General features: G+C 38.3%; 19 protein-coding genes. 17 read left to right on the forward strand and 2 right to left on the reverse strand.

The annotated features are described in order from the left end of the window. Positions 1-134: 134 nt before the first annotated feature. Entirely contained in the window at positions 135-2,999 is a 2,865-nt protein-coding gene (locus ACYPZI_RS04420; protein ID WP_459599007.1) for an outer membrane beta-barrel protein, read from the forward strand. A 258-nt stretch (positions 3,000-3,257) separates the two neighbouring features. Here ACYPZI_RS04420 and trxA read toward each other — a convergent pair whose 3' ends face one another. Beyond that, complete coding sequence (gene trxA, locus ACYPZI_RS04425) at positions 3,258-3,662, reverse strand: thioredoxin (RefSeq protein WP_459599009.1); 405 nt, start codon at positions 3,660-3,662, stop codon at positions 3,258-3,260. A gap of 178 nt (positions 3,663-3,840) precedes the next feature. Here trxA and ACYPZI_RS04430 point away from each other — a divergent pair, with 178 nt between their 5' ends. The 15 genes from ACYPZI_RS04430 to ACYPZI_RS04500 all read left to right on the forward strand — a co-directional run bounded on the left by ACYPZI_RS04430 (position 3,841) and on the right by ACYPZI_RS04500 (position 20,789). Continuing rightward, complete coding sequence (locus tag ACYPZI_RS04430; protein ID WP_459599011.1) at positions 3,841-4,671, forward strand: 1-acyl-sn-glycerol-3-phosphate acyltransferase; 831 nt, start codon at positions 3,841-3,843, stop codon at positions 4,669-4,671. Beyond that, positions 4,671-5,735, forward strand: a complete 1,065-nt coding sequence (locus tag ACYPZI_RS04435; protein ID WP_459599013.1) for a GNAT family N-acetyltransferase — start codon at positions 4,671-4,673, stop codon at positions 5,733-5,735. The genes ACYPZI_RS04430 and ACYPZI_RS04435 overlap by 1 nt, the downstream gene beginning before the upstream one ends. Further along, the gene (locus tag ACYPZI_RS04440; RefSeq protein WP_459599015.1) at positions 5,683-6,150 is read left to right on the forward strand and encodes a methylated-DNA--[protein]-cysteine S-methyltransferase; all 468 of its coding nucleotides are present in this window, start codon (positions 5,683-5,685) and stop codon (positions 6,148-6,150) included. The genes ACYPZI_RS04435 and ACYPZI_RS04440 overlap by 53 nt, the downstream gene beginning before the upstream one ends. Beyond that, complete coding sequence (locus ACYPZI_RS04445; RefSeq protein ID WP_459599017.1) at positions 6,143-6,733, forward strand: Maf-like protein; 591 nt, start codon at positions 6,143-6,145, stop codon at positions 6,731-6,733. Before ACYPZI_RS04440 ends, ACYPZI_RS04445 begins: the two co-directional genes overlap by 8 nt. 319 nt (positions 6,734-7,052) lie before the next feature. Continuing rightward, positions 7,053-9,677, forward strand: a complete 2,625-nt coding sequence (locus ACYPZI_RS04450; RefSeq protein ID WP_459599019.1) for a TonB-dependent receptor — start codon at positions 7,053-7,055, stop codon at positions 9,675-9,677. Between the two features lie 30 nt (positions 9,678-9,707). Further along, complete coding sequence (locus tag ACYPZI_RS04455; protein ID WP_459599021.1) at positions 9,708-11,660, forward strand: choice-of-anchor J domain-containing protein; 1,953 nt, start codon at positions 9,708-9,710, stop codon at positions 11,658-11,660. Between the two features lie 320 nt (positions 11,661-11,980). After that, on the forward strand, positions 11,981-12,727 hold the full coding sequence (locus tag ACYPZI_RS04460) for a 5'-nucleotidase C-terminal domain-containing protein (RefSeq protein ID WP_459599023.1): 747 nt from the start codon (positions 11,981-11,983) through the stop codon (positions 12,725-12,727). 12 nt (positions 12,728-12,739) lie between these two features. After that, on the forward strand, positions 12,740-13,567 hold the full coding sequence (locus ACYPZI_RS04465; protein ID WP_459599025.1) for a bifunctional metallophosphatase/5'-nucleotidase: 828 nt from the start codon (positions 12,740-12,742) through the stop codon (positions 13,565-13,567). 22 nt (positions 13,568-13,589) lie between these two features. Beyond that, entirely contained in the window at positions 13,590-14,840 is a 1,251-nt protein-coding gene (locus ACYPZI_RS04470) for a nucleoside permease (RefSeq protein ID WP_459599075.1), read from the forward strand. 200 nt (positions 14,841-15,040) lie between these two features. Continuing rightward, positions 15,041-16,732 carry a DNA mismatch endonuclease Vsr gene (gene vsr / locus ACYPZI_RS04475; RefSeq protein ID WP_459599027.1) on the forward strand — a complete coding sequence of 564 codons (1,692 nt, stop codon included), beginning with the start codon at positions 15,041-15,043 and terminating at the stop codon, positions 16,730-16,732. Next, positions 16,716-17,795: an HpaII family restriction endonuclease gene (locus tag ACYPZI_RS04480; protein ID WP_459599029.1), complete on the forward strand. Its 1,080-nt coding sequence runs from the start codon at positions 16,716-16,718 to the stop codon at positions 17,793-17,795. The genes vsr and ACYPZI_RS04480 overlap by 17 nt, the downstream gene beginning before the upstream one ends. A 207-nt stretch (positions 17,796-18,002) precedes the next feature. After that, positions 18,003-19,451 (forward strand): CCA tRNA nucleotidyltransferase, encoded by a 1,449-nt coding sequence (locus tag ACYPZI_RS04485; RefSeq protein ID WP_459599031.1) that lies wholly within the window; start codon positions 18,003-18,005, stop codon positions 19,449-19,451. Positions 19,452-19,461: 10 nt separating this feature from the next. Continuing rightward, positions 19,462-19,962 (forward strand): dihydrofolate reductase, encoded by a 501-nt coding sequence (locus tag ACYPZI_RS04490; RefSeq protein WP_459599033.1) that lies wholly within the window; start codon positions 19,462-19,464, stop codon positions 19,960-19,962. Between the two features lie 83 nt (positions 19,963-20,045). Further along, the gene (gene rpmH / locus ACYPZI_RS04495) at positions 20,046-20,198 is read left to right on the forward strand and encodes a 50S ribosomal protein L34 (protein ID WP_459599035.1); all 153 of its coding nucleotides are present in this window, start codon (positions 20,046-20,048) and stop codon (positions 20,196-20,198) included. A 90-nt stretch (positions 20,199-20,288) separates the two neighbouring features. Further along, on the forward strand, positions 20,289-20,789 hold the full coding sequence (locus ACYPZI_RS04500; RefSeq protein ID WP_459599037.1) for a CvpA family protein: 501 nt from the start codon (positions 20,289-20,291) through the stop codon (positions 20,787-20,789). Positions 20,790-20,857: 68 nt separating this feature from the next. Here ACYPZI_RS04500 and ppdK read toward each other — a convergent pair whose 3' ends face one another. Beyond that, entirely contained in the window at positions 20,858-23,590 is a 2,733-nt protein-coding gene (gene ppdK / locus ACYPZI_RS04505; RefSeq protein ID WP_459599039.1) for a pyruvate, phosphate dikinase, read from the reverse strand. 371 nt (positions 23,591-23,961) lie between these two features. Between ppdK and dapB the strand changes: the two genes are divergently transcribed. Further along, a complete protein-coding gene (gene dapB / locus ACYPZI_RS04510) occupies positions 23,962-24,678 on the forward strand; it encodes a 4-hydroxy-tetrahydrodipicolinate reductase (protein ID WP_459599041.1) in 717 nt (238 codons plus the stop codon). The last annotated feature ends 5 nt before the right edge of the window (positions 24,679-24,683 follow it).

Raw genomic sequence — 24,683 nt, forward strand, 5'->3', positions numbered from 1 at the left:
TGAAATGATTTTTATCTTTTGAAAAAAAATGAAAACAAAAAGAATAAAAATATAAAAAGGGATTAAACCTTTTATTTCTTTCAAAGTCCAAGTCTCAGTTCTAAAAATAAATTCATCTTTAGTAAAAAGAAATAATGAAAAGGAATATTCCACTACTCCTATTTTTGTGCACACTATTCCAATTGAACGCACAATCGCAAACCGCAAATATAACAGGAACTGTATTTGACGATGCCACAAAAGAAAGCATAGAATTAGCCAGCATACGTATCTTAAATGCAAAAGACAGTACATATGTAACAGGCGGTGTAACAGCATCGGACGGAAAATTCAGTATTGGCGTAAAACAAGGCAATTATATTGCTCAAGTGTCTTTTCTGGGTTATCTGGATCAGTACTACAATGTAAACACCCGAAATAAAACCGCATTGGGGGACATATATCTGAAAGAGGATGGAATTACTCTGAAAGAAGCAGTCGTTACAGCACAGGCCATAGAAGTGAAAGTGATGGGTGACACGGTAGAATACAATGCCGATTCGTACAAGGTTCAGGAAAATGCCGTAATTGAAGACCTTGTGAAGAAATTACCAGGAGCAGAAGTGGATACGGATGGGAAAATAACAGTAAATGGAAAAGAGATAAAGAAAATACTTGTAGACGGGAAAGAATTTTTCAGTAGCGACCCAAAAGTAGCTTCAAAGAATCTTCCTGCACAAATAGTGGAAAAACTTCAAGTATTAGATCGGAAATCCGACATGGCACAAATGACAGGGTTTGATGATGGAGAAGAAGAAACCGTTATCAACCTCACAATAAAGAAAGGAATGAAAGAGGGTCTTTATGGTAGTGGTACAGCCGGAGCAGGAAGTGAAGACCGATACGGGCTAAGTGGAATAGTCAATTATATGCGGGACGAAAGTCAGTTTACCCTTCTTGGAGGAGCCAACAATACAAACAACGAAGGATTCACCGATAATGCTGGTAACTCTTTCAGGGGAATGAGAGGAGGAGGAATGAACTTTGGCGGAAGATACGGATTATCCAGATCGTCAAGTGGAGGATTTAACTTTGCTCTTAATCCTTCCGACAAGCTGAAATGGGGCGGAAATATCCGTTATGGAGACACCAGTAACGATGTGCAACAAAGTACCTTTACCCAGACTTATAGAACTGACACAGTAACAGGCTTGAGGAAAGACCAATACGAAAACAGGCAAAATATGGGCGTAAATAAAAGTAACAACTTTAATGGAGACTTTCGTTTCGAATGGTCACCCGACACCGCTACAAAAATCATCTTTAGCCCTAATTTTCAATATGGCAAAAACACTAATATACAGAAAAGTGATTACTTAACAACACTGATCAATCCTGCAGACACTGTAAACTGGGGTAACTCGGAAACATACTCCGACGGAACCAGTAAAAATCTATCCGGAAGGTTAGAGGTAAGCCGTGAATTAGGGAAAAAAGGACGCGTCCTGAGCTTTAGCTTATCAGGAGGATATAATGATCTCGAAAGCGACGGCGCTAATTGGTCACAAACCACATACAAGGTAGCCAGTGGCGATTCGATAGGAGCAAAAGACCAAATTTATAATCTGAAAAATGACGGTTACAACTGGAGAGCTTATGCATCCTATGTAGAACCTATAGGAAACAATAATTTCCTACAATTGACCTATTCATTCAGAAAAAACCATACAGAATCGGACAGAAATACATATATGAATGATGGTTTAGGGAATTATACAGATATTGACCCCTCTGCTACAAAAAAACTGGAGAATGACTTTACCAACCAAGAAATAAGGGCAAACTTCAAAGCTGTGCGCGAAAAATATGATTATACAATCGGATTTGCACTACAACCATCCAAATCGAAAAGTACAACCATCACTCCTAATGAATCATCAGAAGTTTCGAACAATGTGTTCAACTATGCACCGATTGCCCAATTCAACTATAGATGGAGTCGCCAGAAAAATTTAAGAATCAACTACGATGGCTCTACCAACCAACCGTCGGCCACCCAGTTATCAGACATAAGAGACGAATCAGACCCACTAAATATAACAACGGGGAACCCAAATCTAAAACCGGCATTCAATAACAGATTCAATTTGCGTTTCCAGAACTTCAATCCGGAACAAGGCAGTATGATCGGGCTATTTGGAAATCTCAACTTTACACTCAACGATATTGTGTCGAGAACGATTATCAAAGAGAACGGAGCTAAAGAGAATACATATGATAATATTAACGGCAACTGGAATGCCAATCTGCGGATGATGATGAATAAACCATTATCGAACAGAAAATTCTCAATAAATTCAGGCACAGGTGGCAGCTATCAGCAAAATAATGGTTATACGAATGGAGATAAAAATACAGCTTCTACGTTCAATATCTCCGAAAATCTGGGTCTTCGTTACCGTTCCGAGTTTGGTGCTTACGGGAATGAAAAAAGAGCAAATAATATAGACCTTTTACTAAGGGGTAACTTCGGATACAGCAATACTGTTAATAGTTTAGAATCTCTTAAAGACATGAATCTAAACACCTTTGACTATGGTGGGTATTTTGAAACAACGCTTCAGTTGCATTTCGGTCTCACATTCAGTACAGATATAAGATATACTACTAATTCGGGATATTCCAATGGATACAAAATAAATGAATGGTTATGGAACGCTTCCATATCTCAGCAATTGTTCAAAGCGAAAAATGGTACACTCAAGTTTACTATCAACGATTTACTGAAACAGAGGGAGAAAATAGTTTCACAACCTAACGTTTTATCCGGATCTTATTCGCAGTCTACATATAACACGCTACCTAGTTATTTTATGGTTAGCTTCTCTTACCGATTCCAGATATTCAAGGGCGGAGCTAAACAATCCGATATGGATGGTGAAGGCGGCGGCAGGGGAGGATGGAGAGGTCGTGGTCCTGGAGGTCCGGGCGGAGGAGGTCCTGGCGGCCCTATGATGTAAAATACAGAATCTACAATCAGCAACGGTTGTAGATTTTTTTAATACTAAAAAGAAGAGGCTGTCCCAAAAGTATGGAACAGCCTCAAATGTATTTGGATATTACGTCAAAAAGTTGTTTTGTATTATTCTTACCTGTGTAATTATGAATAACAAAAGAACTAATCATCATATCATCTCAAATATAAGAGGAATCGACACTGCTGACAAAAAAAGAAGGCATCTCGCTTTTGAGACACCTCCTTTATTATGCCGTTTTTTTTATTTAATCTCTTCAATTACTTTTACCAGTTCCGCTTTGGAGCGTAATCCAACGAGGCGTTTGATTTCCTTTCCATCTTTGTAAATAACGATTGTCGGCAAGGCTTCTATCTTCTTTTCCACAGAAAATTTTCTGTAATTATCAGTATTGAGTTTGCCTATCTTTACCGAACCTTTATATTCTGTCGCTATTTCTTCCAAAGTAGGGGCCATTTTACGGCATGGGCCGCACCATGGAGCCCAGAAGTCGACCAATACAAGCCCTTTGGCCGTTTCAGCATCATAATTTGATGATGTTAATGTCACTATTGGTGAACCTTTTTTAGGCTCGTCGGCAGTATTGCCTGAAACGTTTGTACTGAGAAGTGATACAAACAAGAGGAGAGTAATTATCTTATTTTCCATAATTTCCTATTATATTAAATTATATGATGAAGATGCAAATATAATAGCTTATATTTATTAAAAGGTATATGTTATAGTATATATTACCACTTATTTATGCTTTTTTTTAATATCGTAAGTATAGATAATTTAAAATAAACTATTTTTGTATGCATAAAGGTTTATTTTGAATTCAGGAATGAATAAGGAACCCCTACAGTTAGATTTAGATAAAATTTTAGGAGAGAAAGCTCCAAAAATTTATAATAAAATACCCCGCTTTATTATAAACTATCTGAAACGTAAAGTTCATATTGACGAACTAAACGAGATTCTGAGAATTTATGCAGATAGAGAAGGTGTAGATTTTATGCAATCTGTAGTCGGGTACTTCAATTTGTTTCTTGACGTTGAAGGACTGGACAATATTCCGAAAGAGGGACGATATATATTTGCATCGAACCATCCTCTTGGCGGGCTTGATGGAATATGCTTGTCTGCTGTGATTGGAGAAAAGTTTGATAAGAAAATCAAATATGTAGTAAACGATGTCCTTTACTTTATAAGGAATCTCCAGCCTATATTCCTTCCTGTCAATAAGTACGGAAGGCAATCTAAGCAGGCGACAATGGATATGCGGAACGCTTATGATTCGGACAATCAGATTGTTACTTTTCCGGCTGGGCTTTGCTCCAGAAAAGAAAAAGGGAAAATATATGACCTTGATTGGCATAAAAACTTTATCATAAAGGCCATTGAATCGAAGCGGGATATCGTTCCGGTACATTTTGAAGGTAAAAACTCGAATTTCTTTTATAGATTTGCAAATATAAGGAAGATGTTAGGTATAAAGTTTAATGTGGAATTAATACTTTTACCGGACGAGATGTTTAAAAATAAGAATTCAGGTTTTTCTATTATATTTGGAGACCCTATCCCCTATACATTTTTTGATGATACGAAAAGTGTGGCGCAATGGGCGGAATATGTAAAAGAAAAATCTTATACTTTGGCGAAAAGAAACAGTTGATGGAAACAATTATCTCTCCGATCGGCAGAAGCCGGTTAAAAGCAGAACTGACTAAGGACAAATTTCTTAGGCGCACTAATAAAGCCAATAATGAAATTTATATTGTTACTCATCATAATTCACCGAATGTGATGCGGGAAGTAGGACGTTTGCGGGAGATTGCTTTTCGTTATTATGGAGGAGGAACCGGTAAGGAGGTTGATATCGACGAGTACGATGTTATGGATAATCCATACAAACAGTTGATAGTGTGGAATCCCGATGCCGAAGAAATAATAGGCGGATACCGGTTTATTTGTGGTCCTGACATTTGTTTCGACGACAATGGGGAACCAATTTTGGCGACATCTCATTTATTCCATTTTTCCAAGAAGTTTATAAAAGAATATCTGCCATATACGTTTGAACTTGGCCGTTCTTTCGTAACACTTGAATATCAGTCTACACGAGTGGGTTCCAAAGGGATTTTTGCCCTGGATAATTTGTGGGATGGCTTGGGTGCGTTGTCTGTTGCCGACCCTTCTATGAAATATTTTTTCGGGAAGGTAACCATGTACGATACATACAATACTCAGGCACGCGATATGATCCTGTATTTCCTGAATAAATATTTCCCTGATCCTGATACGTTGGTATGGCCCAAACAAGCTCTGGAGATAGAAACAGATAAGAGAAAGCTAAGCAGGCTGTTTGACGGGGAGACCTTCAAGTCTGATTATCGTATATTAAATACATCAGTACGCAAATTGGGGTTGAATATTCCACCTCTTGTGAATGCGTATATGAGTTTGTCCCCCCAGATGAAGGTTTTCGGGACAGCCGTGAACGATGCTTTTGGCAATGTAGAAGAAACCGGTATATTGATAAATACCGATGAGATATTAGAGGAAAAAAGAAAACGGCATATAGAATCTTACCTTAGTGATAAGCCATCTAAGCGTTTCTTGAAACGTCTGCGACAGATGATAAACTGGAGTTGGACAAAGAATGAAATTAAACCTAAAAAGAAAAATGAAGGCTTTTTTACAATCTCCCGTAGGAATTATAGAAATAGAGGAGAATGAAGGCTGCATCTCGTCAGTCAGAATTGTATCTTCTATACCTGCCGAAAAGCCGGAAACAAATAAAGTCCTGGATATGGCAATTCGGCAACTGAACGAGTATTTTGCCCGGGAAAGAAAAGACTTCGATCTTCCACTCAAACAAGAAGGAACCCAGTTCCAGAAGAAGGCATGGGATTATTTGTCTACTATCCCGTATGGACAAACAGTTTCGTATAAACAGGAGGCTCAGGCTATAGGTTCGCCTAAAGGCTGTAGAGCTGTAGGCTCGGCAAACGGAAGGAACAATATTGCTATCATTGTTCCCTGTCATCGTGTTGTAAACGAGGGAAAAGGCTTAGGCGGTTATGCATACGGGCTGGATGTGAAGAAAAAATTATTAGAGTTGGAAAGTCAAAATTTATTTGCAAATGCTTGATCTTTCAAAATATAAAGTAGTGTTGGCGTCGAACTCTCCTCGCCGCAAAGAGTTGTTAGCCGGACTTGACCTTGACTACGAAATAAAAGTTTTATGTGACATAGACGAATCGTTTCCTGATTATCTTCAGGGCGAAGATATTGCGATCCATGTAGCAAAGAAAAAGGCAGATGCTTATCATCCGGAGGATAATACTCTCTTGATTACAGCAGACACCATAGTTTTGCTTGAAGGCAAAGTTTATGGGAAGCCTGAAAATGAAGATGATGCAAAGCAAATGTTGCGGGATTTATCAGGTAAAACTCATACCGTTGCTACCGGTGTATGTATCACCACTAAAGAAAAGCAGCAAGTGTTTGGTGTTACGTCCGAAGTACGGTTTGCCAAATTGCAGGAAGATGAAATCGAATACTATGTGACTAAATATAAGCCGTTGGATAAGGCCGGAGCCTATGGGGTACAAGAATGGATCGGTTATATTGCCGTTGAATATATTTCAGGATCCTATTATAATATTATGGGATTGCCTATACAACGGTTATATCATGAACTCAAGCAGTTTTTGGATCGACCGGCCCCTTAAATTATCCAAACTTGTCATTTTGCCTGATATTAATAGTGTTTTAACAGGAAAGAAACAATGTCCGGCTACCTTTACCTGAAAGTATAGGGGAGTATTATGTTAAAACGTAAAAAATAACAATTCTATTTACATATTTTGAATTATTATAACTTATATTTGTACAGAATTGTCGCATTATAGTGTTACTATTTAAATGATTCTTATTTATTCTTTTATTGCAATAAGGCTGGCTGTAATTGTTCTAATAACGGCTGGGAATGCGAACATAATGCCTCACAATATTCTCCTGCAAAAAATTAATTTTTAATCTGAAAAAAAAATGGAAAAAAAACTATCTTTTCTATTGGTAGGTATTTTATTCTGTGCCATCACTGCTTTCTCTCAAGTAACAGTAAAAGGTCTGGTATTGGATAAAGATACGAAAGAACCATTAATTGGTGTGACTGTATATTCCGAAACAGAGAAAAAAGGAACAGCAACCGATGTCGATGGCAGCTTTTCACTTAACTTATCTTCCGCAAAAGGAAATCTTAAATTTACTTATGTTGGATTCAAAACTCTGACATTAGAAGCATCTCTTAAAATGGGAACAATAGAGATGGAATCAGAATCTTTTGGCCTGAATGACGTGATTATCACTTCAACAATTGGCGTAGACCGTAAAACTCCGGTGGCGATGTCTTCCATCGATGCTGAAGTGATAAGTATAAAAGTAGGAACAAAGGAGTTCCCTGAAATGTTAAAATCTACACCTGGTGTATATGCTACTAAAGTGGGTGGAGGATATGGAGACTCAAATTTAAGAGTTAGAGGTTTTGATTCACCCAATGTTGCCGTCATGGTAAATGGTGTGCCTATGAACGATATGGAGTGGGGTGGCCTTTATTGGTCAAACTGGGCAGGACTAGGTGATGTTACACGTGTAATGCAGGTGCAACGCGGACTCGGAGCATCAAAAGTATCGTCTCCTTCTGTTGGAGGTTCAATCAATATTATCACTAAATCTACCGATGCACGAAAAGGTGGTTCTGTTTATTACGGAATGGCTAATAATGGATATAATAAAGTATCCTTTAATATATCTACCGGATTGATGGATAATGGTTGGGCTGTAACGTTGTTAGGTTCGAAAACATGGAGCGATGGTTACATCCAAGCTACAGATTATGAGGCTTACTCATACTTTTTGAATATATCAAAACAACTTGGATCAAATCAAACATTGTCATTAACTGCATTTGGCGCTCCTCAGTGGCACAATCAGCGGAAAGACCAGCTTCTTATATCTGAGTGGGCAAAATTGCCGGAAGATTCAAGATATCAGTATAATGCAGGTTATGGATACGATGCTTCAGGGCGGTTCAAAACATTTAACTATAATGAATATCATAAACCTCAGATTTCGTTAAACCATGTTTGGGATATTAATCTTAAATCTAGTTTATCCACAGCTCTTTACCTCTCTCTTGGTTCAGGAGGAGGTTACTCGGGGGTAGGAAAAAATCGTAATTATGCTTATGGATCTAATACAGCAGGGTATGTTAATAATGAAGAAAATACAGACTACCCTTATCGTAAGAATGATGGGAAAATAGCAGGATACGGAACACTTGATTTTGGTAAAATTATGTCTGAAAATGCAGAGAATCCGAATGGTTCGCAGTTGGCAATCCAGAATGCAATTAATAACCACCTCTGGGTAGGTTTATTATCTACGTATTCTAATAAAATAACGGATGAAATAGAACTACAAGGTGGTGTCGATATTCGTTATTACAACGGAATTCACAAAACCAAAATTGTAGATTTACTTGGAGGTAAATTCCTTGTTGATCCCCAAAGAGCTACTGATGGAAAGTATAAAGATAATCCTGAATGGGTAGATGAAAAGTTAACTGTTGGAGATATTGTTTACCGCAACTATGACGGATTTGTAATGCAGGAAGGAGTATTCGGGCAAGCGGAATACTCAAAAAATAAATTAAATGCGTTTATTGCCGGTTCGTTTAATATGAGTAACTATTGGCGGATCGAAAAGTTTGCAGCCGATAATGAAAAATCTGCAACTAAAAATAAAGCTGGTTTTGGTATCAAAGGAGGAGCAAACTATAACTTGACTGATAATCATAATGTATATACCAACATAGGTTACTTTTCGCGTACACCGTTTTATTCAAAAGGAGTCTTCTTGAATGCCCAAAAGAGTAACGACATGAACCCGGACGGGAAGAATGAGAAGATATTTTCTATGGAAGCCGGATACGGATTCGTTAATCACATGTTTAATGGAAAAGTGAATGTTTATCGTACAAAATGGATAGATAAGACATTGGTAATTTCCAAAACAAATTCAGATGATAGAGAAGTTCTTAACTTATCGGGAGTGGATGCTTTACATCAAGGAGTAGAATTTGAATTAAGAGCGAAGCCATTAAGAAATCTAGAATTAATGGGTATGGCCTCGTTTGGTAACTGGAAATGGGACAGCAATGCTTCTGGTTATGCAATAAGTGATAATGGACAGGTTTCTTCTTCGCAAACAAATGTTTATCTGAAAGGAATTCATGTGGGTAATGCTGCCCAAACTACACTTGCTTTTGGCGCCGACTATCAGGTGTTCAGAGATATGCGTATTGGAGTGGACTACAATTTCTATGGTCGCAATTTTGCTGCATTCTCCGTTGATCAGATGTCCGATCTTGGGAAAGATTATAAATTTCCACAACCATGGAAAATTCCTGATTATAGTACATGGGATTTGAATTTCAACTATAAATTCCAAGTTGCAGGTCTGAATACGACATTTAGAGCTAATATTGATAATATATTAGATGCTGTATATATTATGGATGCGAAAGACGGCGGCACGGGCTTAGCCGGAGATGCTTTGGTATATTATGGTTTTGGGCGTACTTGGAGCGTAGGTCTGAAAGTAAACTTCTAAATCAACGTTGAATATTAAATAAGAAAGAATATGAAAAAAATAATATATGTACTGTTTGTAGTCTTTGTTGCATTTTCTTGTAAGGACTTCAATGTGGATGAGGATTGGTTAGATGATTCAGGAAAACCGACAAATGTCGCCGCTTATGAGTATACTGTGGTTGATGCAGATTTTACGACTATTGCAACTGGACTTAAAGCTAATAAGACTAAGGCCGATACTCTTCGAGCAAATCAGTTGCTTACATTAAAGAAGTTTACACCCGAATTCACTCCGGCTGAACTGATTCCGTATTTATTGAATAGTAAATATTTTACGGCTGATTTGAAGTCGTCTGCTAAGATTACTTATAAATATGATGCTGCCCGCGATGCCGTTGTTAGTGGATTGTCTGGAGCTGGGTATATTTTAAATGCAAGTGATTATAAATTGGCATGGGGCAGTGACTTATATGCAAGTTCTCTTAATCCGCAGAAAACTCCTGATGCAAAATTGCCTTTAATTCTTGCTGCTAATTATACTGCTTCTGAAGAAGGGGATTATGTCACTTTGGAGTATAGTTACTCTACAGAAAACTCAGTGACATCTGTAGTGGAAGGTACACCGGTATATTTTTCTGAGGATTTTGAATCATATGCTACTGACGCATTCAGCATTCCGGGCTGGATTAACAAAGACGTGTCGGGTGTAAAACAATGGCAGGTGAAGTATTTTGCCACGGAGAATAATAAATATATGCAGATAACATCTAACGGTAATCCTCTGGAGAAAAATACCTCTTGGTTGATAACTCCGCAAGTGGACCTTGAAGCGGCAATAACACCATATCTTACATTTTTTGTAACAGCCGGTTATTATAACGCCGATTGTTTGTCTATAAAAATATCTACGAACTTTGATGGCACAGAAGCTGGTATTGGTACTGCAACATGGACAGATATTACGAATAAATTTACTTTACCTAAAGCTCCGGCATCAGGTTATGGCACATTGGCTACTGCGGGCATGGGTGACCTAGGTGCCTATAAGGGTAAGAAAGTATATATAGCATTTAAGTACGATGGAGATGATACAACTACTCCTGTTAAGACTACGACCTTCCAGGTTGACAAAGTTAAGGTTTGCGAAGCGACAGTTGGTATAGATGTCCCTAACAAAGTGCCTCAATATGCATCTTATACATATTCCGGAGGGGCATGGAAAAAGGTTGGTTCCAATATCATTACACTTCAGCCGGCTGATTATACTGAATTAGAAATAACTACAAATACCATGACCGCTGCTCAGGCAAAAGATCTTCTCCCTCAATATCTGGTAAGAAACGCGATAGGAGTAGAAGGTACGGAAAAAGTGCTTGTATATAGGACAAAAGCAGGGGAATTCTATGCTGAGAAATATACGTTCACAAGTGGATCTTGGGTGTTGAATACTACACTGTCGGATCAGACTTCACAATTTGTTCGTGGCTGGGACAGTACTGCTAAAAAGAGTAAATGGGTTTTTGATCCAACACATATACTTACATTGACCAAAGAAGACTATATGATGGTGGTTACTTATGTGCAAAATAATTTGGTGTCGGCCCAAAATCCGGACTTGATAAATGCAACATATAAAGATTCTGAATACTATTATGGTTTTAGTGCAAATTATAGGAATATTACATATAGGGATAGAGACCGCAAATTGGATAAAACTTATCCTGCTGATGCTACGGACGCAGATAAAACTGCTTTTATGAATCAGCGAACTAAAGATGGTTTGATTCTATTCCTTACATTGAAGTATCCTGATGCGCAGCCGATGGTTAGTGGTGTAGAGCAATTTGCTGAAATCAGAAATCTGACAATTTTCAGCGAGCCCGGTATTGTTTTACCAAATAATAATGGTTATTGGTCTTACACATTCCAGTGCGTTGGTGACAAAGATTGGAAATTCGTCAGCCGTGAATCTAACGACGGCAGATCTGAGGTTGCTCAATAATATGAGATAAATAAAATAATAAAAGCTGCGGATTTATTTCCGCAGTTTTTTTGTTTTTTGGTTGTGATATATATCCCTTCTTCGTGGCTTTTTTTAGAACCTGTTTAAATTTTATTCGTTCCGATTTTCAGAACTATTTTCAGAATGATTTTTTCTTTTCTGAAGCGCGAATAGCGGGCTATTCAAGCTGAAGAAAGGGAAAAATCAGATAAAAAGAGACTGAAAATGAACGAAAAAAGAGCTATAATAAAATGTTTTGGTAAAATTTAAACAGGCTCTTAGCTATAATTGTTTTATATTTGAGGGTTAAAATTTCATTTATGAAAAAGATACTATTTGTCTCTTTGTTGATCATATTATTCCTCCCTTGCTATGCTCAGCAATATGTTGTGACTTCGATGAAAGGAGAGTACATTCCTGTTACCGGTACTAATCGTCCTGATAAAGAAATGGCCGATACGGTGGCTTACTATAAGCATCGGATGCAGAATGTTATGGATCAGGTGATTGGGAGCTCTGCTCAATATATGGCTGTCGGGAAACCTGAAAGCTTACTGACGAATTTTACCTCAGATGTTATGCTGGGGCTCGACACTAAATATACAGACGGACAGCCTGTAGATCTGACGATGATGAATGTGCATGGACACCGGTCGCCTGTTCCGGAAGGGGATATAACAGTAGGTGATGTATTCAGTACATATTCTTTCGAGAATGAATTGGTAGTTGTTCGCATCAAAGGCTCCAATCTGAAAGAGGTCTTCGATGGTTATGCCGGTATAGGAGGCGCAGGCATATCCGGGAACGTAAAGCTTGTAATAAAAGATAAGCAACTACAGAGTGCGAAAGTTAACGGGTTTCCTTTAGACCGGAACAAGATTTATACTATCGTTACCTTAGATTATCTGGCGGAGGGGAATGATGGCATGAAAGCGTTGAAAAAAGCCGAATCCGTTACGAATACGGGCCTGACATTGCGCGATTATATGATGGATTATATAAAAGCAAAGGCAAAGAACGGCGAAAAGATATCGTCCAAGATAGACGGCCGTATTGTAATTGAATAATTTAGAACGGAAATGAAACAGAAATATATATACGCGCTTGTTATACTTTGTTTATCTCTTAGCGCCCCGGCTCAGAAGAAGCTTGTTATCCTTCATACGAATGATACGCACAGTCACTTGGAGCCTTTGCCGGCATCTGATAAATACAATCCCGGTCAGGGAGGAGTGGTTAATAGAAAAGCTATTATCGACAGTATCCGTAGTGTAGAAGAGAACGTCTTGCTGATCGATGCCGGAGACTTTGTGCAGGGCACACCCTATTTTAATATGTTTAAAGGGCGGGCGGAAGTCGATGCCATGAACCTGATGAAATATGACGTGACGGTTATTGGCAACCATGAGTTCGATTATGGATTGGATACAATGAAAATGATCTTCGAAAGGCTCGATTTTCCTATTCTGTGCTGTAATTACGATTTTTCGCGAACTGTTCTTAAAGATATGGTAAAACCATATGTTATATTGAATAGATTTGGCTTAAAAATAGGCATTATAGGTGTTGGAGTCGATCCCGAAGGTTTGGTTCAAAAGGATAAATATACAGGAATGACTTTTAGCCCGATAATAGAATCAGTGAATCGATATGCTGAACTATTAAAAAAACAAGAAAAGTGTGACCTTATTATTTGTGTTTCGCACGCGGGATACGGAACAGACCAGGTAATAGCTGAAAAATCCGAATATCTGGATATAATCATCGGAGGACATTCGCATACATTTATGAAAGAGCCGGATATGCGTAAAAATCTTTTTGGGAAAGATGTAATGGTTTATCAGACCGGACGATACGGTGTCAATCTTGGTAAAATTGAAGTCGAATTAGAAAAAGCAATAAAGTAATATAAATAACCAGAATACTATGATGAGCATAAAAATCCGTTTAATTTTCATGAACTTCCTTCAGTTCTTTATATGGGGAGCATGGATGATCACTATTGGCAATTATTGGTTTAGTACAAAACACTGGCAAAGTGAAGATTTTGGAATTATTTTTTCAACTATGGGGATTGCATCCATTTTTATGCCGACCCTGTGTGGTATTATTGCCGATCGCTGGATCAATGCTGAAAGATTATACGGAATTTTGCATATATTATGCGGAGCTACTTTTCTTTCGTTGCCGTTGGTAAACGATCCTAATACATTCTTTTGGGTTATATTGCTCGCTATGATTTTCTATATGCCGACTTTGGCCCTGTCAAATTCGGTTGCATATACGGTTTTAAATAAAAATGGATTAGATACCGTAAAGCATTTTCCTCCTATTCGGGTGTGGGGTACAGTCGGGTTTATCGCTGCTATGTGGCTGACAAACCTTACGGAGAATAAAGCATCGGAAAATCAGTTTTATATAGCAGGAATTACAGCGTTGATTTTAGGTTTGTATGCTTTCTCTCTACCAAAATGCCTTCCGCAGAAATCTGCCAGTAAGAATAAATCTTTGACAGAGATGTTGGGGTTAGATGCCTTCAAATTGTTCAAAGACTACAAGATGGCATTATTTTTCTTGTTTAGTATGCTTTTAGGAGCAGCTTTGCAATTAACGAATGCTTATGGAGATACTTTCCTCGACGACTTTAAAAATATCCCTGAATATGCCGACTCTTTTGTGGTAAGGTACTCTACTATTATTTTGTCTATATCGCAGGTATCTGAAACGTTATTCATCTTGGCAATTCCTTTCTTCCTTAGAAAATTCGGAATAAAGAAGGTGATGCTGATTAGTATGTTCGCATGGGTTCTTCGCTTTGGATTGTTTGCCTACGGTGATCCTGCCGGAGGTCTGTGGATGATCGTTCTTTCATGTATCGTTTACGGCATGGCGTTCGATTTTTTCAATATTTCGGGTTCTTTATTCGTCGACAGGTCTACCGATTCCAAAATACGTTCATCGGCTCAAGGATTGTTTATGATGATGACAAACGGTTTCGGTGCTGTATTAGGGAGCTGGACTAGCGGTATGCTTATCGGTAAATTCTTTACTGATGCCGGTGGCGCTAAAGACTGGCATTCAATCTGGCTTTGCTTTGCGGCATACGCTTTAGTTGTAGCTGTATTATTTGCCATCTTTTTCAGATATAAACATACGCCTGAGGGTGATACCAAAAAGTGATTTTTGAGGCAACCGCACAAAATTCATTTCATTTGGATTGCTTCGAGCAAAGCTCTCGCAATGACGGATAAAACCCATACTATTCGTCATTGTGAATCTGCGCAAGCAGGGGGATATATCGAAGATGCTTCTAATAAGGATATGAGAAAATAAAACGTCTTTTCATTGGCAATAATGTTGCCTTTCTAAAAACAGATGTTATGGATAAGTTAACCAAAGAACAAAGACGTAAGAATATGCAAGCTGTAAAGGCTACCGGCTCTAAAATTGAGACTGCCTTAGCTAGAGCATTATTTGCTCGTGGTTATCGTTATCGTAAAAATGATAAATCTGTATTCGGAAAACCTGATTTGACATTCAAAAAATATAAAATTGCAATCTTTGTAGATAGTGAATTTTGGCATGGAAAAGATTGGACTATTCGTAAAAATGATCATAAATCAAATCAAGAGTTTTGGTATAAAAAAATAGAACGTAATATAGAGCGAGATAAAGAAGTCAATCTCGAATTAACAGAACAAGGATGGAAAGTTCTTCGATTTTGGGGTAGAGACATCAATAAAAATTTGTTATTTTGTATTCTAGAAATAGAAGAAGCTATAAATTATTCAAAAATGAATTTTACAGAAAGAATATCGCTGGAAGAAATAAACGGAAAAAATGTAAGAATCCGCTTAATAGAGCCTGAATCTAATGAGGAAGCGGTATTAACTCACTATATCCATAATAGCACTAATGGTGTCTCTAAGTTCTATAAAAAAGAAGCTATTGAAACAACTAAAAATATATTGGCAGCAAAATATCCGAAGGAAACTATCACGAGTAAGGTTGCCGAAGACGCATTACAATATGGTATATTCAATACCTTTAATGTGCCATTTTTACCGGATGAAAAGCCTAAGTTTAAATTTATAGATTTATTTGCTGGAATAGGAGGCTTTCGGTTAGCTCTTCAAAATTTGGGAGGGAAATGTGTATTTACCAGTGAATGGGATAAAGATGCTCAACGAACATATAGAGCTAATTTTGGAGAAGTACCATTTGGTGATATAACTAAAGCTGAAATTAAAGCATATATTCCGGATAAATTCGATATACTGTGTGCCGGTTTTCCTTGCCAAGCTTTTTCAATAGCAGGAAAAAGAGGCGGATTTGAAGATACGAGAGGTACACTCTTCTTTGATGTTGCTGAAATAATAAAAACAAGGCAACCTAAAGCCTTTTTCTTGGAAAATGTGAAAGGACTTCGCAACCATGATAAAGGAAAGACTTTGGAAACAATACTTAATGTTTTGCGTGAAGATTTAGGTTACTATGTTCCTGAACCACAAATTGTAAATGCGAAAAATTTTGGAGTACCTCAAAATAGAGAACGTATTTATATTGTTGGATTTCATCCTGACTTAAATATAAATGACTTTTCATATCCAATCCCAACAGATGATACCAAAACTTTTGCTGATATAAAAGAAGGAAAGGTCGTTCCTACAAAATTTTATTTATCAACTCAATATTTACAAACATTGAAAGCCCATAAGGCAAGACATGAAGATAAAGGTAATGGTTTTGGTTATGGAATTATTCCGGATGATGGAATTGCAAATGCTATTGTTGTAGGAGGAATGGGTAGGGAACGGAATTTGGTTATTGATGATAGAATAACCGACTTTATTCCAACTACAAAGATAAAAGGGGAGGTTAATCGGGAGGGAATCCGGAAGATGACACCTAGAGAGTGGGCTAGATTACAAGGGTTTCCCGATAATTTTCTCATTCCGGTAGCAGATGCTTCTGCATACAAACAATTTGGTAATTCTGTAGCTGTTCCTGCAATTCAAGCTACAGCCAGAGAAATCTTATTAAACTTAGGGATAGATGTTGACAGGAAATAAAGGAGAATGGAGTGAAGTATATACTCTTCTCAAAATTATTGCAGATGAAAAACTTTATGCAGGAGATAAGGACTTAAATAAAATAGAAGGACTTGTATTCCCCATCGTTAAAGTTTTACGTACAGAATCAAATGGAACATATGAGTTTTCTTATGACAGCACTTTAGTTCTGATAAAAAATGGATTAACAGAGTATAAAATTCCAATTTCTGATTTTCATAAACAAGCATCAAATTTATTATCACACCTAAAGATTGCAACAGGTTCGTCGTTCTCCCATAAAGAAACGGAGAAGTTTATAGATTCTTTTGATTGTCATTCTCTCAAAGCCAGTTCATCTGTGAAAAGTGATATACAAGTAGTTATTCATGACTTGAGGACTGGTGTTAATCCTTTATTGGGGTTTAGTATTAAATCTCAACTGGGTGGAGCTTCTACTCTGTTAAATGCAAGTAGAACAACAAATTTTGTCTATAAAATATCAAACTCAACCCTTTCGGACAGCGATATTCTTGCTATTAATGCTATTTCAACAAAAAGTAAAATCATGGATAGAATAAATGCCATTAAAAGTAAAAATGGTATTTTAGAATTTCAACAGCTTGAAAGTGCTATCTTTGGAAATAACTTGACCTTGATTGATAGTGCTTTACCTTCTATATTAAGTGATATTTTACTTTTATACTACACGACAAAACATACTACTGTAAAAGACTTGGTAGAGCAAACTACAAAATTTAATCTGTTAAAGTTTGATACTTCAACTAAACACCCTTTCTACTCATATAAAATAAAACGTTTTTTGACAGATATTGCACTAGGCATGATGCCCTCCAAGGTTTGGACTGGGGAGTTAGATGCGACAGGCGGATATTTGATTGTAAAAGAGGATGGCGATATTTTATGCTATCACATTTACAACAGAAACGAATTTGAAGATTATTTGCTGAATAACACTAAACTAGAAACTGCAAGTAGTACAAGACACGGGTTTGGTTCTATTTATAAACAAAATGGAGAACTCTTATTTAACTTGAATTTGCAAATAAGGTTTATAAAATAGATACTTACTTAGAGACTTAAATATTGTCAAAGGAGACGATACTCCCCGTTCGCGCAGACTTTAGTTGTAGCTGTATTATTTGCCATCTTTTTCAGATATAAACATATGCCTGAGGGTGATACCAAAAAGTGATTTTTGAGGCTCCCTATAATTTGCAGGGATATTATTATCTTTGCAGTTCGAATAACATTCTTTCAAAAATAAGAAATGCTGAATAATTTAGGGGCTGAATTTCAAGATATACTAAAAGGGAAGTTTTCAGGAAAGATATTTGAGACGATATCTCAGGTGTCGGATGAAATGCATCTCGAATGCTATGCCATCGGGGGCTATGTAAGGGATATATTCTTACATCGTCCATCCAAAGATATTGATGTTGTCACGGTTGGTAAAGGTATAGAACTTGCACAAGCTGTAGCTAAAAAGCTCGGAAGAAATGCCCGTCTCTCTGTATTTAAAAACTTCGGAACAGCCCAAATCAAATATAAAGATACGGAGGTGGAATTTGTCGGCGCCCGGCGCGAATCTTATCAGCGGGATTCCCGCAAGCCGATAGTCGAAGATGGTACTTTGGAAGATGATCAGAATCGCCGCGATTTTACAATCAATGCTTTGGCTGTTTGCCTGAATAAAGACCGCTTTGGAGAACTGCTTGATCCCTTTGGCGGACTGGAAGATATGGAAAATCTGATTATCCGGACACCTCTCGATCCCGATATTACGTTCAGCGACGATCCTTTGCGTATGTTGCGGGCTATCCGGTTTTCATCTCAACTAGGGTTTGATATTGAAGCGGAAACATTCGATGCCATTTCCCGCAATAAAGATAGGATAGAAATTATATCCAAAGAGCGGATTGTTGACGAGCTGAATAAAATAGTCCTGTCGCCGAAGCCATCGATCGGTTTTTTACAACTCGATCAAACAGGGCTACTGTCTATTATCTTTCCTGAACTGGTGGCCCTGAAAGGCGCGGAAACAAAAGAAGGGGTAGGGCATAAGGATAATTTTTATCATACATTGGTTGTTCTCGATAATATTGCGAAAAAGACAGATAATCTTTGGCTCCGTTGGTCGGCTATCCTGCACGATATAGCGAAACCTGCTACCAAAAGATGGGATGGCAAACAAGGCTGGACATTTCATAATCATAATTTCATCGGAGAACGGATGATTCCCGGTATTTTCCGCCGGATGAAACTGCCTCTCAACGAGAAGATGAAGTATGTTCAAAAAATGGTAACTTTGCATATGCGTCCACAATCGCTGGTAGACGACAGCACTTCCGATTCGGCTGTTCGCAGGCTTTTGTTTGAAGCAGGGGACGATATAGAGGATTTGATGACCTTGTGTGAAGCCGATATAACCTCTAAAAATCCCGAAAAAGTAAGGAGAAATCTTCGTAACTTTGAGATTGTACGGGGAAAACTGAAAGAGATAGAAGAAAAAGATCATGTCCGAAACTTCCAACCACCGATAGACGGCGCGGAGATTATGGAAATATTCGGACTGACTCCCGGTCCCGAAGTAGGACGGTTGAAATCTTCTATCAAAGATGCTATATTGGACGGAGTAATACCTAACGAATATGACGCTGCTTATGCATACTTATTAGACAAAGCAAAAAAGATAGGGCTTGAACCTAAGAATAAATAAAAGAATAAAAATGACTATAAAATCGATCATCGTAGCTGTTGACGAAAACAATGCGATAGGAAAGGGGAATAATCTCCTTTGCCATTTGCCGAATGACCTGAAATATTTCAAGTCTGTTACTCAAGGGTATCCGGTAATTATGGGACGAAAGACTTTCGAATCGCTACCGAAAGGAGCTTTGCCTAATCGACGCAATATTGTTATCACCCGTAATAAAGAGTTGCAATTTGACCGTTGCGAGATGATTTCGTCAATAAGTGAGGCTATAGATTTGTGTAAGAACGAAGAGCAATTGTTTATTATCGGAGGAGGAAGTGTTTATCATGAGGCGATTGATATGGCAGACCGTCTTTATTTAACCCGTATTCATCATAAATTTGAAGATGCAGACACCTTCTTTCCTTCCATAGATCAGACTCAATGGACACTGGTGTCGAGAGAAGATCATCAACCGGATGAAAAGCATAAGTATGGGTACAGTTTTATAACTTTCGATAAAATAAAACGTTAATATCCTTGCTTATATAAAATAAACATTCTATTTTTGCATCCCGAATCCGTAGAGAGAAATAATAACAGATAATATATATAGCGATGAAAAGAACTTTTCAACCATCCAACAGAAAGAGGAAAAATAAACATGGTTTTCGCTCAAGAATGGCTACTGCAAATGGTCGCAGAGTATTAGCATCCCGCAGGGCTAAAGGACGTGCAAAACTTAGTGTTTCTGACGAATATCCTAAATAATAGTTTGGAATAAGCAGATTTAAGTATACGACAAAGAGTAGGAATTAATTTTAATTCTTACTTTTGTTGTTTATAGATAGTTTATTTCTTATGAATTGGTTCGATTTGGTTGTTATAATACTTGTTCTCGTAACTCTGGGTAAGGGTTTTTTTTCGGGGCTTGTGATGCAAATCGCATCCCTTGCCGGTATAGTGCTGGGAGCTATTTTTGCGGGACAGCTTTCAGCGTTGATCGCACCCAGACTTATTCAATTTACCGATGCCTCGCCTCATATTATTGGACCGTTATCCTATATTATCGCTTTTGTAGCTATCCTTGTGGGATTGTTTTTTGCGGGAAAACTTATCGAATCATTTGTGGAGGCTTTACAGATTGGCTTTTTAAATCGCTTGGGAGGAGCTGTCTTTTGTTGTGCTAAATGGATTGTAATATTTAGTATTTTGTTGAATCTTCTCGTGGAATTCGATCAAAATAAAGTCTATATAAAAGAAGATATACGCGAAAATTCATATACTTACCCGTATATTACAAAAATATCGCAAACAGTGATTCCTTACCTGAAGTTTGATTGGGTGAAGGAATCAGAGTAGATTCAGAATGTTATATAACAAAAACGGCTGCAATGTTTTCTTCATTACAGCCGTTTATTTATTTAGGATTATTTAAATCTGATTGCCGCTTGCGCTGCCGATAGGCGTGCGATAGGCACACGGTAAGGCGAACAGCTTACATAGTTCAGTCCTACGCAATGGCAGAACTCGATTGAAGCGGGTTCACCTCCATGCTCTCCGCAGATACCGACTTTCATATTCGGACGTGTTTGACGGCCTTTGGTTACGGCAGATTTCACCAATTCGCCCACACCCTCGCGGTCTATCGTTTGGAATGGGTCGTCTTTTAGGATGCCTTTTTCCAGATAGACAGGAAGGAATTTACCAACGTCGTCGCGGGAGAATCCAAATGTCATCTGAGTAAGGTCGTTTGTTCCCAATGAGAAGAATTCAGCAGATTCGGCCAGCTTGTCCGCAGTAATAGTTGCGCGAGGTGTTTCCACCATGGTGCCCACTTCGTATTTAATGCGATCGCCCATTTCGGCAAATACTTGTTCAGCCGTTTCGCGAATGATGTTTTCCTGATATTTCATTTCACTCAAACTGGTAGTCAGCGGAACCATGATTTCAGGATGTGCTTCGATACCTTTCTTCTTCAGTGCCAATGCAGCTTGTAGGATGGCACGGGTCTGCATTTCTGAAATTTCGGGATATGTATTGGCTAAACGGCAACCACGGTGTCCGAGCATCGGGTTCATTTCGTGCAGGGAGTTGATCTTTTGTTTAACCTTACTTTCCGAAATATGCATTGCTTCGGTCATTTCTTCGATACCCTTGATGTCCTGAGGCAGGAACTCATGCAATGGCGGGTCAAGGAAACGAACTGTAACAGGAAGTCCTTGCATGGCGGTAAATATACCTTCAAAGTCTTTCTGCTGTAAAGGAAGCAATTTTTTCAAAGCTTCTTTGCGTTCTTCTGTCGTATCTGCAAGGATCATTTCGCGCATGGCAATGATCTTATCTCCTTCAAAGAACATATGCTCAGTACGGCAAAGGCCTATGCCTATAGCGCCAAAGTTGCGTGCCACCTCCGCATCGTGTGGAGTGTCGGCGTTTGCCCTTACTTTCAGGCGGGTGTATTTGTCTGTAAGTTTCATTAAGGTTGCAAAGTCTTCGCTCATTTCAGGCTCTTGTGTTGCAACTTTTCCGTCGTAAACTTCTCCGGTGGTGCCGTTGATAGAAATCCAGTCGCCTTCACGATATGCCATTCCGTTCACTTCAAGTGCCCGCATTTTGTAATTGATACGGAGGTCGGATACTCCCGATACGCAGCATTTGCCCATACCGCGTGCAACTACCGCCGCATGCGATGTCATACCGCCCCGGGCTGTAAGAATACCTTCTGCTACCGCCATTCCTTTCAGGTCTTCGGCTGATGTTTCAATACGGACAAGGATTAATTTTTTCCCTTTGCTGTGGCTTGTTTGCCATTCCGCGTCATCGGCAAAGAATACGATTTGTCCTGTGGCAGCACCCGGTGAAGCCGGCAGGCCTTTTGCTATAACTGTTGCCTGTTTTAATGCTTTTGTTTCAAAAACAGGGTGTAGCAATTCATCTATTTTCTGAGGTTCTACCCGTAGTATAGCTTCTTCTTCCGGTATCGCACCTTCATTCAACAAATCGATAGCAATTTTTACGGCCGCAGCGCCTGTGCGTTTTCCACTACGGGTTTGTAACAGCCATAATTTGCCGTCTTGAATAGTGAATTCAAGATCTTGCATATCTTTATAGTGTGATTCCAGTTTTTTCTGGATTTCATTCAGTTGTTTGTATGTTTCCGGCATAACTTCTTCCAAAGAAAGTCCTTTTACTTTTCTATCTTCCTCTGTCAAACCTTGTTGTTCAGCCCACTCTTTAGATCCTTTTAGTGTGATCTGTTGAGGAGTGCGTGTTCCGGCTACAACATCCTCACCCTGTGCATTGATGAGAAATTCTCCATTGAAGCAGTTTTCTCCTGTTGCCGAGTTACGGGTGAAGGCTACACCTGATCCCGAATTATCATTCATATTGCCGAATACCATTGCCTGTACATTGACAGCAGTTCCCCATTCGGCAGGAATGTTGTTCAATTTGCGGTAGAATATAGCCCGGTCGTTCATCCAGCTTTCAAATACAGCCATGATGGCATTCCAAAGTTGTTCCCACGGATCTGTAGGGAAATCTTTTCCGGTCTTATCTTTAATGATAGCTTTAAATCTTTTTACTAACTCTTGTAAACATTCAGTAGTAAATTCAGAGTCCAGATGGATACCCTTTTCTTCTTTCAGATCTTCTATTATTTCTTCAAAAACGTCCGCGTCGTCTTTTTCCTGAGGTTTCAATCCCATAACCACGTCTCCATACATCTGTATAAAACGCCGGTAAGAATCCCAAGCAAAGCGAGGGGCGTTTGATTTGCGAGCCATAGCTTCTACGGCTTCGTCATTCATTCCCAGATTTAATATAGTGTCCATCATTCCGGGCATCGAGGCTCTTGCTCCCGAGCGGACCGAAACTAAAAGAGGGTAATTTTTGTCTCCGAACTTAGGGCCGTCTACAGTCTGTTCGATATGCCGTATTGCATTTTTCACATCCTGTGTAAGAAGTTTAATAACATTTTCTTTTCCTTCTTTATAGAACATGTTACAAACTTCAGTTGTAATTGTAAAACCCGGAGGTACAGGTATTCCCATCAAGCTCATTTCGGCCAGATTAGCGCCTTTTCCTCCTAACAATTCCTTCATTTTTGCGTTTCCCTCGGTAGCGTTACCGCCAAAGACATAAACAGACTTTTCACTCATACTGTAAAGATTTTTAAAAGGTTAGTAATATTTCTATATGTTTTTATATTAGATTTGAATAAAAAACTATTGACCATGAACCCCATGACCAATTCTCTTCAATATTAGGAAAAAATAATTGAAATTCAAAGCATTTTAAGCTAAATTAAATGTGTTGTTTGGCAATATATAAGTTTAATTAACCGATAAAAATGAATGATGTAAATTTTAAACAGGTTCTTAATGATATTCAAATCTAAAATAATTCTAAAACAAACTCACTTTCGTGATTTTATAGCTATTCTTTAAACTTATAATCTGGAAAGAAGGCTTCTCAAAATAGTTTTTTTATATATTTGTAGGCTTTAATCACTTAGAAACGAACGCCAGATATGAATATAGCACTTATCGGATACGGTAAAATGGGGCATGAAATAGAAAAGATTGCCAAAGAAAGAGGCCATAATATTGTAGCAATCATAGATGTAAGTAACACGGATGAGTTTGATTCTCCCGCATTTAAAAGCGCGGATGTCGCCATTGAGTTTTCTATTCCTGTCAGTGCATTAAGCAACTACAGACGATGCTTTGCGGCCAACGTTCCTGTAGTAGCCGGAACAACAGGGTGGCTGGAGCATATGGATGAAGTAAAAAAGGCCTGTGAGGAAAACAATCAAACCTTCTTCTATGCATCCAATTACAGTCTGGGGGTAAATATATTCTTTGTCCTGAATAAATATCTTGCCCGTATGATGAATGATTATCCGGACTATAATGTAAATATAGAAGAGATCCATCATATTCATAAACTGGATGCACCGAGTGGTACAGCTATCACTTTAGCAGAAGGCATTATTGAGAATATAGATAGGAAAAATCACTGGAATCCGGAAAAAGAAGAAAAGAATACCGATCTGGTTATTCATTCTGTACGCGAAGGAGAAGTTCCCGGTATTCACGAGATTGTATATGAATCGGAGGCCGATATAATCAGTATAAAACATGATGCCAAAAACCGGAAAGGCCTTGCCTTAGGAGCTGTGATAGCCGCCGAATTTACAAAAGGTAAAAAAGGATTTTTGGGAATGAATGACTTGCTTAAATTTTAAATCGC

This window comes from Dysgonomonas reticulitermitis, assembly GCF_054601275.1.